The sequence below is a fragment of the Candidatus Sulfotelmatobacter sp. genome, assembly GCA_036500765.1.
Lineage (GTDB): Bacteria > Acidobacteriota > Terriglobia > Terriglobales > Acidobacteriaceae > Sulfotelmatobacter.
This window is the reverse complement of sequence record DASYBM010000004.1, coordinates 391319-407712: the sequence shown is the minus strand read 5'-3', so window position 1 is coordinate 407712 and position 16394 is coordinate 391319. Positions and strand designations below refer to the sequence as shown.

17 protein-coding genes are annotated in these 16394 nt (G+C 58.0%); 2 read left to right on the top strand and 15 right to left on the bottom strand.

Going from position 1 to position 16394, the window contains the following annotated elements; genetic code table 11:
- Window positions 1–26: 26 nt before the first annotated feature.
- The 4 genes from VGM18_04475 to VGM18_04460 form a co-directional block, all read right to left on the bottom strand.
- On the bottom strand, window positions 27–1019 hold the full coding sequence (locus VGM18_04475) for an aldo/keto reductase (GenBank protein ID HEY3972235.1): 993 nt from the start codon (window positions 1017–1019) through the stop codon (window positions 27–29).
- Window positions 1020–1320: 301 nt separating this feature from the next.
- Complete coding sequence (locus tag VGM18_04470) at window positions 1321–2622, bottom strand: choice-of-anchor tandem repeat GloVer-containing protein (protein HEY3972234.1); 1302 nt, start codon at window positions 2620–2622, stop codon at window positions 1321–1323.
- Between the two features lie 123 nt (window positions 2623–2745).
- On the bottom strand, window positions 2746–3390 hold the full coding sequence (locus VGM18_04465) for a DedA family protein (GenBank protein ID HEY3972233.1): 645 nt from the start codon (window positions 3388–3390) through the stop codon (window positions 2746–2748).
- A 201-nt stretch (window positions 3391–3591) separates the two neighbouring features.
- Complete coding sequence (locus VGM18_04460) at window positions 3592–3816, bottom strand: hypothetical protein (protein HEY3972232.1); 225 nt, start codon at window positions 3814–3816, stop codon at window positions 3592–3594.
- 239 nt (window positions 3817–4055) lie between these two features.
- Here VGM18_04460 and nth point away from each other — a divergent pair, with 239 nt between their 5' ends.
- Window positions 4056–4925: an endonuclease III gene (gene nth, locus VGM18_04455; protein HEY3972231.1), complete on the top strand. Its 870-nt coding sequence runs from the start codon at window positions 4056–4058 to the stop codon at window positions 4923–4925.
- Window positions 4926–4968: 43 nt separating this feature from the next.
- Here the strand turns inward: nth and VGM18_04450 are convergent, their stop codons facing one another.
- Window positions 4969–5328, bottom strand: coding sequence for a GIY-YIG nuclease family protein (locus VGM18_04450; GenBank protein ID HEY3972230.1), 360 nt, complete (start codon window positions 5326–5328; stop codon window positions 4969–4971).
- 97 nt (window positions 5329–5425) lie between these two features.
- Here VGM18_04450 and VGM18_04445 point away from each other — a divergent pair, with 97 nt between their 5' ends.
- Window positions 5426–7498 carry a S9 family peptidase gene (locus VGM18_04445; GenBank protein ID HEY3972229.1) on the top strand — a complete coding sequence of 691 codons (2073 nt, stop codon included), beginning with the start codon at window positions 5426–5428 and terminating at the stop codon, window positions 7496–7498.
- 311 nt (window positions 7499–7809) lie between these two features.
- Here VGM18_04445 and VGM18_04440 read toward each other — a convergent pair whose 3' ends face one another.
- The 10 genes from VGM18_04440 to VGM18_04395 form a co-directional block, all read right to left on the bottom strand.
- Window positions 7810–8751 carry a uroporphyrinogen-III synthase gene (locus VGM18_04440; GenBank protein HEY3972228.1) on the bottom strand — a complete coding sequence of 314 codons (942 nt, stop codon included), beginning with the start codon at window positions 8749–8751 and terminating at the stop codon, window positions 7810–7812.
- Window positions 8752–8827: 76 nt separating this feature from the next.
- Entirely contained in the window at window positions 8828–9487 is a 660-nt protein-coding gene (locus VGM18_04435) for an FMN-binding negative transcriptional regulator (GenBank protein HEY3972227.1), read from the bottom strand.
- Window positions 9488–9540: 53 nt separating this feature from the next.
- Window positions 9541–10080 (bottom strand): DUF4442 domain-containing protein, encoded by a 540-nt coding sequence (locus tag VGM18_04430; GenBank protein ID HEY3972226.1) that lies wholly within the window; start codon window positions 10078–10080, stop codon window positions 9541–9543.
- A gap of 114 nt (window positions 10081–10194) precedes the next feature.
- Window positions 10195–11208, bottom strand: coding sequence for a hydroxymethylbilane synthase (hemC, locus tag VGM18_04425; GenBank protein ID HEY3972225.1), 1014 nt, complete (start codon window positions 11206–11208; stop codon window positions 10195–10197).
- A gap of 339 nt (window positions 11209–11547) precedes the next feature.
- Window positions 11548–11784 (bottom strand): DUF433 domain-containing protein, encoded by a 237-nt coding sequence (locus VGM18_04420; protein ID HEY3972224.1) that lies wholly within the window; start codon window positions 11782–11784, stop codon window positions 11548–11550.
- Window positions 11785–11872: 88 nt separating this feature from the next.
- Complete coding sequence (hemA, locus tag VGM18_04415) at window positions 11873–13201, bottom strand: glutamyl-tRNA reductase (GenBank protein ID HEY3972223.1); 1329 nt, start codon at window positions 13199–13201, stop codon at window positions 11873–11875.
- Window positions 13202–13226: 25 nt separating this feature from the next.
- Entirely contained in the window at window positions 13227–14042 is an 816-nt protein-coding gene (gene ccsA, locus VGM18_04410; protein HEY3972222.1) for a cytochrome c biogenesis protein CcsA, read from the bottom strand.
- 226 nt (window positions 14043–14268) lie between these two features.
- Window positions 14269–14793 carry a hypothetical protein gene (locus VGM18_04405; protein HEY3972221.1) on the bottom strand — a complete coding sequence of 175 codons (525 nt, stop codon included), beginning with the start codon at window positions 14791–14793 and terminating at the stop codon, window positions 14269–14271.
- A 96-nt stretch (window positions 14794–14889) separates the two neighbouring features.
- Window positions 14890–16026 carry a 1,4-beta-xylanase gene (locus tag VGM18_04400; GenBank protein ID HEY3972220.1) on the bottom strand — a complete coding sequence of 379 codons (1137 nt, stop codon included), beginning with the start codon at window positions 16024–16026 and terminating at the stop codon, window positions 14890–14892.
- Between the two features lie 4 nt (window positions 16027–16030).
- Window positions 16031–16393 (bottom strand): hypothetical protein, encoded by a 363-nt coding sequence (locus VGM18_04395; GenBank protein HEY3972219.1) that lies wholly within the window; start codon window positions 16391–16393, stop codon window positions 16031–16033.
- Window position 16394 lies beyond the last annotated feature (1 nt).

Sequence of the window (16394 nt, the reverse complement as noted above, 5' to 3'; positions counted from 1 at the left end):
GCACCTCCATCCTGATCGATTAGAGCTCAGCGGCCCACTAATTTTTGGAACTCTTCGGGATATCTCGCACCCTGCACCGGAATCTTCGCAGCAGCATTGTTGATTTGATTCAGATCGTCGGGCGTAAGTTCGATCGCGGCTGCTCCAATGTTTTCTTCCAGTCGGTGAAGCTTGGTGGTGCCGGGAATCGGCACGATCCAGGGCTTCTGGGCCAGCAGCCAGGCGAGGGCGATTTGCGCGGGCGTTGCCTTCTTCTTCTCGGCGATGGTCCCGAGCAAGTCGACTACCGCCTGATTGGCTTTTCGATTCTCTGGCGCGAAGCGCGGGACGATGTTGCGGAAATCACCTTGAGCAAATTTCGTTTCCGCATTGATCTTGCCGGTGAGGAAGCCTTTTCCCAGGGGGCTGAATGCAACTAAGCCGATGCCGAGTTCCTCGAGCATGGGAATTACCTCCGATTCCGGCTCTCGAAACCAAACCGAGTATTCGTTTTGCAGTGCAGTGACGGGATGAACGGCGTGGGCGCGCCGGATCGTTTTCACTCCCGCCTCGGAAAGGCCGAAGTGCTTCACTTTGCCTTCGCGGATCAGATCCTTTACCGCCCCTGCCACGTCTTCGATAGGCACGTCCGGGTCGACGCGATGTTGATAGAACAGATCGATGGCGTCGATCTTGAGCCGCTTGAGCGAAGCGGCGGCGACTTCTTTGATGTGCTCGGGCCGGCTATCGAGTCCGGCCTGTTTGCCCGTGCTCGGATCGAATTTGAACCCGAACTTAGTGGCGATCACGACTTTGCCGCGGAATGGCGAAAGCGCTTCGCCGACAAGTTCTTCGTTGGTAAACGGGCCGTAGGCTTCGGCGGTGTCGAAGAACGTGACCCCACGGTCCACGGCCGTCCGGATCAGCGAAATTCCTTCCTGCTTATCGATGGCTGGGCCAAAACCAAAACTCATCCCCATGCAGCCGAGACCGAGGGCAGAGACTTCGAGATTGCTTTTTCCAAGTTTGCGCTTTTGCATTGTCGCTCCTTCAAGATGATTTCTTTTTTCTAGAATTCTTAGATGCTCATGGTGCGAATGGGACTGAAGATTTCGCGAGCACCGCCAAATAAGAAACGCCGCCCGACTTGGGCAGCGTTTCGGTGCGTCCTGTTTTTTCGGTAGTGGTGCAATTTTGCTTACGCGCCGCGCCCGTTAAGCCTGAGATCCTTCGCTCCGCCTGAAAAACGGCTTCGCTCAGGATGACACCCTCGGTCTGGAAAACCGAACTGCACCCGTTTTTTTTCCAGACCTTCTTTCATGTCCCCGCAGACGAGACGGCTCAGCGTTTGATCTCAAACACCGTCCCTTCGCCGAAAGCCCCACCCGAATCCGTGGTCCCATAAACACTGCCCAGGGAATCAAGGATTACGCCGGAGGTAGGGTTGGAACCGTCGGTGCTTTGGCTGCTGAAATTATGCAGCATGGTTTCGACCCAGCCCTCGCCGGCTGTGGGGATCAACTCAAAGACTGTCCCTTTGCCATTCGATCCACCGACCAGGGTTTCGCCGTAGAGATTACCCGCGGCGTCGAAGATCAGATCGCCGGTGGGATTAATCCCGTCCTGATTGATTTGGTTGAAATTATGCAGGGTCTTCTCGGTCCACTTTCCGCCCGCGCTCGGCGCTAACTGGAAAACGATTCCCCGGTTTTGGCCGCCGCCGCCCTCGAGAGTCGATCCGTACAGATTGCCTCTTGTATCGAAGATCAGGCCGTTCTGGGGATAGTGCCCATCGCCGCTGCGCTTGCCGAAATCATGCAGCCCTTTCCAACTCCAAGTTCCGCTCGTGGATGGACTCAATTCGGATGGGGGACTTAATTCGAAGACCGTGCCGCACCCGTATCTGCACGCGGGAGTGGCGCCGCCGCCAGCGGAGTTCATCCCATAGAGATTGCCGGCAGCGTCGAGAAGAACTTTGCCATAGGGGACGCCACCGTCGGCCCCGCCGGTAAAGTCATGAAGGGTCTTCTCGGTCCAACCGCCGGCAGCGGGCGACAGCTCAAATACGACGCCCTGGTTGTAGGCGCCGCCGTTGGCCGTGGTGCCGTAGAGATTGCCAGCGGCATCAACAATTAAGCCAGCGTGGACTTCCCAGCCATCCGGGCCTTGAAAGTCGTACAGGATGGTTTCGGTCCACTCCCCGCCGACGTTAGGGGTGAGCTTGAAGATCGTCCCGCAACCGAGAAAGACGCCGCACGTACTGGCGCCGCCAAATTCGGTGGTTCCGTAAAGGTTGCCGGAAGCATCAAGAATCAAACCGCCAGTCACCCAATAACCATCGATGCCATCGGTGTTGAAGCTATGGAGCACGGTCTGCTTCCAGCCACTTGCCGACGGTGATAATTCAAATACCATGCCAACTCCGTTATCGCCGCCGTAGAACGCGGTCCCGTACAGATTGCCGGAGGCGTCGGAAATCACTCCCGCTACGGGTAAGGTAAATCCACTGCTGTTGGAAAAGCTGTACAGCACCTTCTCCTGCGCTGCCGCGGCGTGCGCCGCAAACAGCGTCAGGGCAAAGATTGCCGGAGCAAAGGCTGCTAGAACCGCCTTCACTCCCGTGGATCGTCTCTTGCCTTGCATGGGTCTCCCCTTGTGTGGAAATTGACCGATTCTGTGGTCAGCGTGATTTGACAGAGCGCCGAAAGATTGCGATCTTATTTCGGGCGGGAGGACTATATCACGGCGGCGGGCAGGAGGATGAATTTACTGAGGGCTCGCGCCCGACGCCTGACGCCCCATCCGATGCTGCCAGTGGCTCCAGACAAAATAAGCAGCGCCTGCGATCAGCAGCACGCCGATCACGGCGTCGAACTTGTGGAAATATTTTCCTAACTCGCGCCAGTTTTCGCCCAGCTTCATTCCAAGGTATGCAAGGGCGAGGCACCAGGGCCATGATCCCAGAAAAGTATAGAGATGAAAGCGGCCGCGGGGCATGCGCGCGATGCCGGCCGGAAGCGCGATGAAAGTGCGGACCACGGGGAGCAAGCGCCCGAAGAATACGGCCAGGTATCCCCAGCGAGCGAAGAAGCGATCGGACCAGTCGAGTTCGCGGCGTCCCATGAGAATCCAGCGGCCATAGCGTTCGACCAGCGGACGACCGCCATAACATCCGATCTCATACGCGACCAACGACCCCAGATTACAGCCGATCGCGCCTGCGGTGGCCAGCCAAAGAAGCTGGAACTTGCCCTGGAATACGAGGTATCCGCCAAACGGCATAATCAATTCCGAAGGCAGCGGGATGCATGCGGACTCAATTGCCATCAGCAGCGTGATTCCTGCGTAGCCCGTGACGGCGATGACTTTGCTGATGAAGACGAATAAGATGGCGAGAATTTTTTCAGTCATGAGTTCGGTCGTCGGTCGTCAGTCGTTGGTCGTCAGTCGTTGGTCGTCGGTCGTCAGTCGTTGGTCGTCGGCCGTCAGTCGTCGGCGAAAAACATCGCCGCACCTGCAAACTGAGGGCTGCAATCAGTGTAAAGGATTTGTCCTGAGAGTTGATTTGGCTAATGACCAACGACCGACGACCAACGACTGACGACGACCGTTCTAGAACGACTCTTCCTGGGTAAACGCGTAGCCGGGCAAGGTCGCGCCTTGAGGGCCTTTCACGACTTTTACGCGGACGGTGGGCGCGTCGGGGGCGGTGATTCCGGCGGGGCGCAGCATGGCGAACTGCGAAAAGACCTCGCTATAAACCTTGGTGACCAGGTAATCCTGGCCGTCGGCTTCACTGCGCCACACTTGCCCGAGTTGGATGGAAGTCACCGCCACTGGATTCCTGACTCTAGCTGAATTCCCTGTCTGAATTATTCCCAGACTACATGATTTCCAGACTACCGGGGCTCGCAACAACCGTCAATTCCAACTCAGGTTACCGACGGTCAGTGCACGGACTAGCCGGGAGACGCCCGAGCGCATGATGTCACGAATCGCATGCGGTCGCGAATTAATGAGCCGACGCTGAAGGATGACGCACATCGCTGTTAAGATGTTGGGCCGAAGGAGATATTATGCCTCGTGGTGTGACTCCACGCCGCCCCGCTCGAACCGGCCATCAGGATAAAGTCAGTACTAAAAATGCTCGCGTGGGGACGGGCGCATTCGCGAGCCTGCCCCGAGCGGAGTCGAGGGGTCCAGGCCGAGGCAAGGCCTCGGCGTCAGCGCCACCGGAGCGCAAGAGCGCAGCGCCCAAGCTGAAAGGCTACAACCCTGTCGCGCCCGAACGAGTCGCCGATATCTTGCAGCGCCTGAACCAACTTTATCCCGATGTCACCTGCGCTCTGACCCACGGCAGCGCCTGGGAGCTGGTGGTGGCCACGATTCTTTCGGCGCAATCGACCGATGTAAATGTGAACCGCGTCACACCCGAACTTTTCCGCAAATATCCCACGGTTGCGGCGTTCGCCGCGCTCACTCCCGAACAACTCGAGCCCGATGTGCGCTCCACCGGATTCTTCCGCAACAAATCGAAGTCGGTCGTCGGAGCGGCGAAAAAGATTGTCGCCGAGTTCGGCGGCGAGGTTCCGGACGATATCGAGAAGCTTCTGACTTTGCCGGGAGTGGCACGCAAAACTGCGAATGTCGTGCTGGGCACGTGGTTTAAGAAGGCCGTGGGCGTCGTCGTCGATACCCATGTGCACCGCATCTCGCGGCGCCTGGAACTTACCAGCGAGAACGATCCGCAGAAGATCGAGCAGGATCTGATGCGCATTCTTCCCTGCGAGAAGTGGATTCTGTTCTCGCACCAGATCATCTGGCACGGCCGCAAACTCTGCATCGCCCGCAAACCCAAATGCGCCGAGTGCGCTCTTGAAAACCTGTGCCACGCTGAGGATAAGACCTGGAGCACGGTGGAGATGCACAAGGATGCGAAGGCGTAGCGCGTGGCCATGAGAGTACCTTGTCGTCGTGAAAGGTACCTTGTCATCCTGAGCCTTGCGAAGGATCTATGCATTTTGCCGGCTCTGGCTGAAACTGGTGGCGTTCATACCATTCGATGCTCAAATCCTTCCAGTCAGGATTAACCGAAACGATCAGGGCTATTTTCTTGATTCTCAACAGCCCTTTAATTTGCTTTTCGCGCTCGATGGCATTGCGTATGTCTTCAAAGCGCTCAAAGTAAACCAGTCGGTCGAGCTTATATTTCGAGGAAAAATGGCAGCCGATTCCTTGTTTGTGTTCACGTACCCTACGGATCAGATTGTTCGTAACACCCGTGTAAAGCGTCTGTGAGCGGTTCGTCACAATGTAGACGAAGTACGTTTTGGGTTCCGGCGAATGCATAGATCCTTCGCAAAGCTCAGGATGACAAACCTTAGAGTTTTTGTCTGTGACAAATGAACATCACGAACCTGTGGACATCCGAGCTAAGAACATCGGCATGGGCTCTGCTAAACTTTTCTTCGATATCGTGGAATCCACTACGCCCATGCGCCTATTCTCACTCTTTGCTATCGTCATATTCATGAGCACTGTCGTCGCCGAAACTTCCGCCCAGACTTTGCCTGCGCCGCAGGCCGTTACCGATCCCAAGCAAGTTGCGTCCAAGCCCAATGCCGAGGTTGAGCCGCGCAGCCTGACCATTGAGAAGCTTTATATGACGCGGCAGATTGGGCGTCCGACGTGGTCGCCAGACGGCAAGAGCGTTGCCTTTATCTCGAACATGAGTGGACGGAATAATCTGTGGCTCGTCCCGGCCGACGGCGGCTGGCCGGTGCAGCTCACCGTCAGCGATCAGCGGCAGACGGCGCCGGCGTGGTCTCCGGATGGAAAGTGGATCGCGTATCAGTCCGACTACGACGGCGACGAGCAGTGGGATATTTTTCTCGTTTCGCCCAAGACTGGCAAGGTCGTGAACCTCACGCAGACGCGCGAGATTGCGGAACTCAGTCCTACATGGTCGCCTGATGGACGCTACCTTGCGTATGAAGTGAAGCCGAAAACTTCGGCGGCGTATGAAATCGACATTTTCGACATGGTGATGCGCGAGGTGAAGCACATCACAAAAGATACGCCGCAGGATAAAGGAAACTACAACCCAATCTGGACGAAGGACGGAAAGTTCATCGTCTACACGCAGGATCAGGCCAAGGGCACGGATTCGAATATTTTTATCGCGGATGTGGCTACGGGAAAGAGCACGCTGCTTACGCCGCATGACGGGGAGCAGCGGTTCTCGGCTAACGACATTTCCACGCGCGGCATGTTGGACGCTGAGACTATATTGCTTACCTCTAACGCGCCGAACGGATACGACAATATAGGCCTCTTGTTGGTGGGAAGACGGGGCGATCCACAGGCCGGGAGCATCAACGAAATCAAATGGCTGACCAAAGATAAGTGGGCGATTCATGGCGGAGAGTTCTCACCCGACGGCAAGCATCTCACCTTCACCGCCAATGTTGACGGCAACGAAGATATCTACCTGCACGATCTCGCGACCGGAAAGTCCACGGCGCTTCCTATTCCGAAAGGCGTGAACGAGCCGGCGGGCGGGCGATCGGCTTTTACCAAAGATGGATCGCGTCTGCTTTATTACCACAATGGGCCGACCGCGCCGGGCGATCTTTGGGTCTACACTCTGGCCACCGGCAAGTCGCACCAGATTACGCATTCGCTGGTCGCGGGCGTGCGGTCGGAAGACATGGTTGAGCCGTATCTCGTGCATTATCCCAGCCGTGACGGTAAGTGGACGATCTCGGCGTTTCTCTACGTGCCCTTCAACATGGCGCGCAACGGGCAGAATGCGGCGATCGTGTACATTCACGGCGGCCCGACGTCGCAGACCATGAACTCGTTCAACCGCTTTGTGCAATACGCCGCCAATCAAGGCTACATGGTGCTCGCTCCCAACTACCGCGGCTCGACGGGATACGGGAAAGAATTTCAGCAGGCGAATCTGTTCGACATGGGCGGCGGCGATTTGCAGGACGTGCTGGCCGGCGTCGATTGGATCAAGCAGACCGGGCATCTCGATCCCAAGAAGATCGCAGTCATGGGCGCAAGCTACGGCGGCTATCTGAGCATGATGGCCGTGACCAAGGCTCCGGACGTGTGGGCCGCGGGCGTGCCAATTGTTCCTTTCGTGAACTGGTTCACCGAAATTGAAAACGAAGATCCGGAACTGCGGCAGTCCGATCTTGCGACCATGGGCGATGTGGTGAAGAATAAGGCGCTCTACGAGGATCGTTCACCGATCAACTTCATCGACCAGATCAAGGCGCCGCTGCTGCTGTTGGCGGGCGGGCACGATCCGCGCTGCCCGAAATCGGAGACGCAGCAGGTGGTCGATGCCATCAAGAAACGCGGCGGCACGGTGGAGTCGAAAGTTTACGAGAACGAAGGCCACGGCTTTGCGCGGGTGGAGAACCAGATTGACGCTTATAAGCGCGTGGCCGACTTTTTGCTCGCGCACGTCGTGCCGGCGGATTGCAGTTGTTCGGTGACAGAGTAGAGGCGATTGTACGTACATTATTGTACGATACTACGCCTCAACGTTATCAATAACTTAGAGCTAAGTTATTGATAACGCTAAGAGCCCCTCTGTCTGGCGGTCGATTTTAGCGTTGACATTTTCTCGACGACCTTCTCGGTCGGCCAGTGGCGAGATCGTGGCGTTAGAGGCCTTAGCGGCTCCGCAAATGGCACTCTAGCGTCCGGCCTGCGCGCGCTGCGACGTTCCGGCTTCGGCGCCGCGCTACTCTATTATCAATAACTTAACGCTAATGTGTTGATTCTATTGGAGCGATTTCGCAGCGGCCTTCGCTAACGGGAATTCTGGCGCAGAGCCGACACGATCGCCTGGACCAGGCCAGGAATGGTGAACTCCTTCGCCGCGATGTCGACTGGCAGACCAAATTCGCGCACGGTCGCAGAAGTAACAGGACCGATGGAGGCGATAAGGATTCCAGCAAGCTTTCGTCGGAGAATTGTGGGTACGGCACGCACGGCCGGTCGGGTGCGCAAGAGTTCAATGAAATTGCGCACGGTCGATGAACTCGTGAACGTTACAACATGCGGTCGCTTTTTTGGATTCTCTAGCGCAACCCACAGCCGCGTGCGAGAAGACTTCGGTATCACCGTTTCGTAAGCTTCCACTACGTCGACCTGCGCTCCAGCCTTTCGCAGTTCGCGGGGAATCACGTCGCGCGCGACTTTGGCGCGCACCAGCAGCACGCGCTTCCCTTTCACCTTGTTCTTCAAGCTGCGAACGACGGATTCGGCGATGTATTCTCTGGGGACGATGTCGACTTTGGCGCCGCGCTGCTCGATAGCGTTTTTTGTGGCGGGGCCGATGGCGGCAATGCGCACGCGGCCCCCAGCGGCTAAAGCCGGGTTCGCGGTAGAGCGCCGTACGGCACGACTCAAGTCGTGCCCTTCCCGGTCGTGCCCTTCCCGGTCATTGCTCCCTTCCAGTTTTCCGCTGGCGCGAATCAAATGCAGATTCTCCATTCGCTCCCACATGGCTTCGACGCCATTCACGCTGGTCAGGATCAACCAGTGGTACGTTGCTAGATGTTTCAGGGCGGCATCGAGCGGCTGAAAGGATTTCGGCCTTCGAATCTCGATGAAGGGAATCTCGATTACTTCTGCGCCGCGCTGGCGCAGTTCGGCGGAGAGCGCGCCGGCCTGATGGCGGGCGCGGCCGACCAGGATGCGAGTGCCTGCGAGGGTCGAGCTCGTCGACGACTTAACTTTCCTGCTCATGGTTAGAGTTGGCGGACAGAGCCTGCCCTGAGCTTGCCGAAGGGAGTGCCCGCCCCACACGAACTTTGAAACACGCTCATTCGCTTTCTTTCTTCACGCCTAAACCTTGTTCGCGCATGAGGCGCGCTACTCCCGATACTTCGGTGTTGGAGTCCGCGCCCAGCGAGGCGATTACATTCGATTGCTCTTCGCGCGTGCGGTTCTGACTGAGCTTGAATTTGGCTTCAATTTTTGTGGCTGTGATCTCGAAGCCGACGATGTGGCTCAACATGCGTTCGCGGTAGGTGCCGCTCAGGCTGGCCCACTGTTCGGCGTAAGCGGGCTCGAACATCGGAATCAGTTCGTGGAGCACTCCGAGCAATTCGTCGGGCGCGGAGAATACGCGCGCGTTGCCGTAGACGTGAACTGCGCCGTAATTCCAGGTGGGCACAGTTTCTTGCGTCGTGTAGTTCTGTGGAGACACGTACGCATGGGGACCGTGAAAGATGATCATGCACTGCGGTTGCTGTTCGAGGTAACGCCAGTGCGGGTTCGCTTTGGCCACGTGGCCGCGGACGATCAACTGGTCATCGCCTTGGCCACCGGATTCCCTTCCGTTTTCGCGAATGGCCAAGGGAGCGTGCGTGGCAAAGGGACCGTCGTCAGTAGAGGAGACGAGGATCGCGAATGGATTCGCCCGCATGAACGCCACGGCCTCGGCATGATCGCGGACTCGAAAGTGTTCGGGGATGTACACGAGTGATCTTTTTCGCCTCTCTGGGCTGGTTCCAACTGCGAAGTAGCCCCGGCTTATGCGGTGGTCTGCATTTTTTCGCCGCTTCGCGGCTGATTCGACGGATTCGAGACTGCCTCTTTCTTGCGGATGTGCAGCAGCTTCTCTACTTCGGCGACCACAGTTCCCTGGTCGTCTTTCACGTTGACGGTAAAAATGGGCTCGTACTTGGGAAGCGTCTGTAGCTTCTCACGAATATCGTCGATCTGTGCGTCGGTGAGGCGAAATTCGGCGCGCACCGTGCCTCGACCGGGCTTGCGGTAGCGGATGCTCGCGGCTTTGTCCCAGACAATATAATCGCGGCCCAGGTTGGCCATCAGCATGAGCATATAGAAAGCGTCGGTGATGGCAAAGAGCGATCCGCCGAAATGAGTGCCGACGTAGTTGGCATTCCACCAGCGGAGCTTCATCTCGACGACGACGGACTTCATGTCGGGCGAGATATGTTGGACGCGGATGCCAGCGCCAAGAAATGGCGGCCAGAGGTTGATCCATCGGCGCAGGGCATGCGACGACTTGGTGCCGCCGAGAATCTGGAGGAGAACATTCCGACTCATGCTGCGAACGCCCCAGCGCCTGAAGGCGAGTTCCGTATGTCGATTTTACGGCATGCCTGAAGGCATGCCCTGATACGAACCGTTTTCTCCCGCCTCTTTTCCGTTTATTGAGCGCTAGGGTTGCGGTGGGACGGCCAGTCCGCGGCCGTATACGGCTTCGAGGATTTGGTCGCCGCCACGCGCAAGTAGCGCGGTGGCGGCGGCGTTGCCGAGGGTTTCGGGATCATCTCCGTCGCGGGAGTCGCGCAACACTTTCGAGCCGTCGGGATCGGCGACGATGGATTCGAGGTGCAGTCTGCTGTGCTTGTTTTCATCCACCCGCAATTCTGCGAAGGCGCCGATGGGGACCTGGCAACCTCCGCCAAGACTATTGAGCAGAGCGCGTTCGCAAGTGGTCGCGGCGCGGGCGGCGGGATCGTTCAAGAATTCCAAGTGCTGGCACGTGGCGGTGTCGCCTTGGCGAATTTCGATGCCGAGCGCGCCCTGGCCGGCAGCGGGGCACATGATTTCCACGGGAATAATTTGCCTGACGAGATCGGTCTTGCCAAGACGCTTCAGTCCAGCTGAGGCGAGAATGATGGCGTCGTACTCGCCTTGTTCGAGTTTGCGCAGGCGCGTGTCGACGTTGCCGCGCAGGGGATGGATGTCGAGATCGGGGCGCACGGCTTTGAGTTGCGCCTGACGGCGCAGGCTGGATGTGCCGATGCGGGCTCTCTGCGGTAATTCCTGGAAGCTCGCGTAATGGCGTGAGCAGAAGGCGTCGCGCGGGTCTTCTCTTTTTGTAATGGCTGCGATTTCGAATCCTGGGGCAAGTTCGGTGGGCAAATCTTTTAAGGAATGGACCGCGAGATCGACGCGTCCGGCGGCGAGGGCTTCTTCAATTTCTTTGGTGAAAATTCCTTTGCCCAATCCGCCTTTCGTTCCGACCATAGCGAGCGGAACGTCGGTGATCTTGTCGCCGGTGGTGTGGATGATTTCAATTTCAACTTCGATTTCGATTTCAATTTCGCGTCCGCGGCCGCGCAGTAGAGCGGAGATGTGGTTGGCCTGCCAGAGCGCGAGTTGGGAGCCGCGGGAGCCGATGCGGAGGGTAGTGGCATTTGGAACACGAGCAGAAGATTGATTCATCTTCATCTTGAGCGTGTCCGAGGCTTTGGAGGGAGTGGCATTTCGACGAAGCGATAGCTTCCGGAAGTTGCCCCATCGACGGCGGCGACTATTTCCGCCTTATGCGTAGCGACAATCCGCCAGATATTCGAGCCGAGTGTCAGAACCGCGAGCTTGCGGCCCGTCAGATTTTGTTGATATCTGATGTTCTGATCGGACGTTACGAGCAAATCAAAGCCTGCTCCTTCGGCAGCCCTTAGTAGTTTCCCGTTCTCTAGCTGAGATGGCCAGTCCATTTCGACAACCGTTAGCACATTGTGCTTCGGTAAGAATCTCCGCACTCTCACGGGTACGTTGTGGTCAAGCAGGATGCGCAACGCGGTGGCCTGCGACGTATTTTAGGATTTCCTGAACGCGGTCAACTGAGACCTGGAATTGCTCGGCGATTTCCTCGGGGCTGAGGCCATAGTCGAAGTTATCCACGATTGCGCTGACCGGCAGGCGCGTGCCGCGCAGCACCGGGGCTCCGCTTTGCACATCCGCTTTGACTTCGACCAGTGGGCATGGCGCCCAATCGATTCGTTCGCTGAGTTTCATGCACAGTCCCCCAAGAACATGATTCCACGTTCTTAGCTAAAAGGCCAGTCGCTTCGTCCGTTCTGAACGATCCCTCACATAACGCTACTTACGGGCGCGTTCCCACTTCGTTTTTCTTCTCCGGCGGCGAGGGGGCTTCTTTTTCTTCTTTGTTTATTTCTTTGTCGCGCAGGTTGAAGAGGCGGCGCACTACGTCAATCACTGTGGTCGCTTCGGATTCTTTCGCCGCGGTTTTCAGTGTGGTGATCGGCGTGTGCATGACTTTGTTGATGATGCCGCGGGTCAGGGCTTCGACGGCAATTTCCTGTTCTGGGGTCATTTGGCCGAGGCGACCGCGGACCCGGTCGATTTCCGCTTGGCGGATAGTTTCGAGATGATCTTGCAGCGACACGATCGTCGGGACAACGTCCAGCGTATGTGCCCGGGCTTCGAATTTTTCAACTTCGCTGGTAATGATCGCCTCGGCGAGTTCGGCTTCTTTGCGGCGGTCGGCGACGTGGCTCGAAACGGCTTGCTGCAAGTCGTCGATATCGTAGGTGAAGATGCCATCGAGCTTGCCCATTTCCGGGGAAACGTCGCGGGGGACGGCGATGTCGATGAAGAACATTGGCCGGTTTTTGCGGCGGGAGAGGAACTGCTCGCCGTGCTCGCGGCGGAAGATGGCGTGGGGCGCGCCGGTGGAGGTGATGACGATGTCGGCGCGGTCGCAGGTGGAATACAGATCGTCGAACTTAATGGCTTGCCCGCCGAACTTCTCGGCCAGGCCGATGGCGCGGTCGTAGGTGCGATTGGAAACGAAGATTGCGGCGCAGCCGTGGGCCATCAGGTGGCGGGCGGCGAGTTCGCTCATCTTGCCGGCGCCGACAATGAAGACCGTCTTGCCTTCCAGCGTCCCGAAAATCTTTTTTGCCAGTTCGACCGCGACGGAAGCGATCGACACCGACGAAGATCCCACGGCGGTTTCGCTGCGCACGCGTTTGGCTACGGCGAAAGCGCGGCTGAAAAGCTGGTCGAGTTGTCCGCGAACGGCGCCCACCGCGCGAGCTCGCGCATAGGCTTCTTTTACCTGGCCGAGAATCTGCGCCTCGCCCACCACCATCGAATCGAGGCTGGAGGCTACGCGGAACAAATGCCGGACGGCATCTTTCTCGCGAAATTCGTAGAGATGCGCGTCCAGTTCATCGGGGGTCAGGTGGAAATGACCGTGCAGGAATCCGCGAAGGTCGGCATGGCCGTTGGTGGTGTGAGCTATGACTTCGACGCGGTTGCAGGTGGAGATTACCATGCCCTCTTCGATTCCGGGATACGCCGCGAGATCGCGGCAGATGTCCGGCAGGCGCGACTCGGGGACTGCAAGGCGCTCGCGCACCTCGAGCGGAGCGCTCATGTGATTCACGCCGATGAGCTGGAATCTCACGATATGAACCTCAGGAGATGAGCCTTCATGAGATGAACCTGTGGATCGTCGAAAAATAGTTGGCGGCCCAGGCGGCCAGGGCTGCGACGAAAGCGAAGGTTGCGAGCACGGCGGCGCGGCGTCCGCGCCATCCGGAATTCCAGCGCGTGAAGACCATGAGCATGTAGACGGCCCACATCAGCACCGACAATAAAATCTTGGGGTCGAGAAAATCCACGCGGCCGATCTGCGGAGCGGTAATTGCGACGATCGAACCTGTGATCAAGCCCAGCGTCATGAAGGGAAAACCGAGCAGCAGCGAGCGATAGCCGATCTGGTCGATAACTTCGAGCGCGGGCAGGAAGGCAATGAGGCTGGTCGGCTTTTTGGATTTCAGGCGGCGTTCCTGAAGCAAGTAAAGCAGGCTCGCGCCGAAGCTTACCAGAAGCGCCGCATAACCGGTAAAGATCAGAATAATGTGGGCAAAGAGCCATCCTTTGCTGGAAACGAACGTTGTCAGCAGGACGGGTTGCTCGTCCAGGGCCGCCACGAAAGTCAGAAAGAAAACTACCGGGAACACCACCACACCGGGGGACGTGGTCTGGTAGATGGCGTAGATAATCATGAAGAACGACATGGACAGAAACGCCAGCAGCGATTCCGCGTTGTGCACCGAAGTCCACACGACTTGGCCGGAAAGATATAACTCGGTGAGGGAGACGAAGTGGAAAACCATGCCGAGACTTGCGGCGTGCAGGGCGATCCGGCTGAACAGGTCGCTGGTGCGCGTGAGCGCCACAAAGGCGTAGACCAGTCCGATGAAGTAGCAAGCCAGCGCGAAGCGCAACCAAAGCAAGGCCATAGGGCTTGTGTTACCGCGATTTACTGAGTTTACCCCAAGACGCGGGCTGGGTCTTGAGTCCGCTGGTAACCGGTAGGAGCACCTGGCTCACGCGCCGGGTCGGGTGAGACCGAGATCCCTCTCTTCGCCTGAAGAACGGCTCCGCTCGGGATGACATCGCGACTTGATGACATCGCAATTCGATGACATCGCCATTTAAACATGCCGGTTTGCGGCGGCCCGTCGATTACTTCGCCTTGGGGAAGGCGTGGGGATTGGGCATGCCCGGAGGGATGGCGGTGTGGCCGCCGCCCAACGAACCCATGTCGCCGGGCGCGAAGCAAGTGACGCGTCCGCTGGCGGCGACGCGCAATTCCGAGGGGCAATCGCCGCTGGTCAGCTTTGCGGCGGCGCCGGCGCCTTCCGATTGCACGCTGAAGAGTCTGCCGGCGGAGTTGCCGGCGACTCCCACGATCATGCCGGGCATATCGTAGGCGACATAGAACGGGTGTTTGCTTTGGCTGTTTTGCAGGGCACAATCGGCAGCCGCCTTCGATCGGTCGGGGTCGACTTTCACGTCGAGGCGTCCGCAATCGGCAGCATTGGATCCGGAATACTCTTGAAGTTTCCGCTCTACAGCGTCGGGGATGATCGGCGACGAGATCGGAGATGGAGTTGGCGCTGCGGCGGATGCCTCGACTGGAGCTGGCGGCTTACTGCACGCTGCCATACAGCAGAGTGCGCCAACGAGAATAATGTAGGACATCTTCATGAACCGTGATTGTAATCGGGAGCAGGGGAAATGTGGGACGGGTTCAAAATCTTGAACCACAGAGGACACTGAGGTCCACAGAGGTGCTACTGAGGGTTAAGGACTTTTCGCCGCAGTTAGATGACGAATTAAATCCACTTCTGCCTGGCGATACGGCGTGCCATCGGGGCGCAGCACTTCGTGAAACCACACGGGCGGCTGGTCGTGCACGTAAGGATGCTGCCACGACTCCCAGGGATAATAGGTCTGGGTTTTGCCGGCGACGAATCCCCAGTTGATGGCGCCGACGCGTTCGCGCTTGGCGATGGGGAGAATCGTGTCGAAGGTGCTGCCTACGGAGCGCGCCATGTATTCCGTGCAGACCACCGGGCGGTGGAATTGCCGCAACCAGGCGATTTCGCCGGCGAACGATTCCGGCCAACTATAGTTGTGAAAGGTGATGATGTCGGACTCCCGCAATTGAATCTGCTCCAGTTCGTCCTGCGCCGCTGCATCGCGGGAGATGTCGACTTCGTACACTCCGCTGGTCAGGGGCTGCGTGGGATTCATCTCCCGGGCCCAGGCGAAAGCCTGTGGCAAGAGCGCGGTGACGCGGGCTATTTTTTCTTTATTATTCAACTCAGTCTTCGGATAATTTTCCGTTTGATCGGAGCCGGGCTCGTTCCATACGTCCCAGCCAAGAATGCGGTCGTCTTTGGCGAAGGCACCGACGAGGCCCTGCACATATTCTTTCAGCCGTGGATAGTCGGTTGAATCGGCCAACGCCTTGGCGCCGGGACTCTGCACCCACCCTGAATTGTGGACTCCGGGAACCGGCGCGTGCTGCGGACCGAGATGAGGGAGAGGATCCCAGCAAGAATCGAAGAGGACGAACAGCGGACGGATGTGATGCCGCGCCGCGATGGTTAGGAACTGGTCGATGCGGTTGCGAAATCCGGCGGCGTCCTGCTGCCAGAGAAGGTCGTGTAGAAAGACGCGCATGGTATTCATGCCCAGGCCTTCGGCCCAGCCGAGTTCTTTATCGATTTGAGCGGGATCGAAGGTGGCCGCTTGCCACATTTCGAGTTCATTGATCGCCGACCTGGGAATGTAGTTGCTGCCGACGAGCCAGGGCTGGTGCGCGTACCAGGAGTCGGCCTTCTGTTCGGACCAACGCGCGCTCTGCGAAAACGCCGCGCCGCTAGACAGCGCTGTTGCCAAGAGAATCGAGCTGATGATTACTAACTTTTTCACGGGGTTATTCTACGCCCAGGCTAGACAAAGCTTCTTCGAGCAGCGCCGTGCCAATACTCAGGCGGCGGCCTTTCGCCATTACGTCTTCGAGTTCATCGAAGGCGCGGAATAGTCGCAGCTTGACGGCGGCATATTGCTCGGCATCGCTCAGAAGGCGTCCATGCTTCGTGGCCCAGGCGGCGCAGGTGCGGCCGGGGAGAAAGACGCTGACGGCGTAGGTCACCTTGCGGTCGGAGGTCACATCGAAAATAAATTCGGTGGCGGGCGCTTCAGGATCGTCCGGCAACGCGGGGCGTTTGCCGACGAAGTAGTACTGGTAAACATAGCCCTGGGCTCCGGTGTAGGTCTTCAGGCGGCGAACTGTCATG

Bases quoted from the DNA above. Each gene is read 5' to 3' on its own strand.
- VGM18_04475 (HEY3972235.1), bottom strand. From the start codon at position 1,019: ATGCAAAAGCGCAAACTTGGAAAAAGCAATCTCGAAGTCTCTGCCCTC.
- VGM18_04470 (HEY3972234.1), bottom strand. From the start codon at position 2,622: ATGCAAGGCAAGAGACGATCCACGGGAGTGAAGGCGGTTCTAGCAGCC.
- VGM18_04465 (HEY3972233.1), bottom strand. From the start codon at position 3,390: ATGACTGAAAAAATTCTCGCCATCTTATTCGTCTTCATCAGCAAAGTC.
- nth (HEY3972231.1), top strand. From the start codon at position 4,056: ATGCCTCGTGGTGTGACTCCACGCCGCCCCGCTCGAACCGGCCATCAG.
- VGM18_04450 (HEY3972230.1), bottom strand. From the start codon at position 5,328: ATGCATTCGCCGGAACCCAAAACGTACTTCGTCTACATTGTGACGAAC.
- VGM18_04445 (HEY3972229.1), top strand. From the start codon at position 5,426: ATGGGCTCTGCTAAACTTTTCTTCGATATCGTGGAATCCACTACGCCC.
- VGM18_04440 (HEY3972228.1), bottom strand. From the start codon at position 8,751: ATGAGCAGGAAAGTTAAGTCGTCGACGAGCTCGACCCTCGCAGGCACT.
- VGM18_04430 (HEY3972226.1), bottom strand. From the start codon at position 10,080: ATGAGTCGGAATGTTCTCCTCCAGATTCTCGGCGGCACCAAGTCGTCG.
- hemC (HEY3972225.1), bottom strand. From the start codon at position 11,208: ATGAATCAATCTTCTGCTCGTGTTCCAAATGCCACTACCCTCCGCATC.
- VGM18_04420 (HEY3972224.1), bottom strand. From the start codon at position 11,784: ATGAAACTCAGCGAACGAATCGATTGGGCGCCATGCCCACTGGTCGAA.
- ccsA (HEY3972222.1), bottom strand. From the start codon at position 14,042: ATGGCCTTGCTTTGGTTGCGCTTCGCGCTGGCTTGCTACTTCATCGGA.
- VGM18_04405 (HEY3972221.1), bottom strand. From the start codon at position 14,793: ATGAAGATGTCCTACATTATTCTCGTTGGCGCACTCTGCTGTATGGCA.
- VGM18_04395 (HEY3972219.1), bottom strand. From the start codon at position 16,393: ATGACAGTTCGCCGCCTGAAGACCTACACCGGAGCCCAGGGCTATGTT.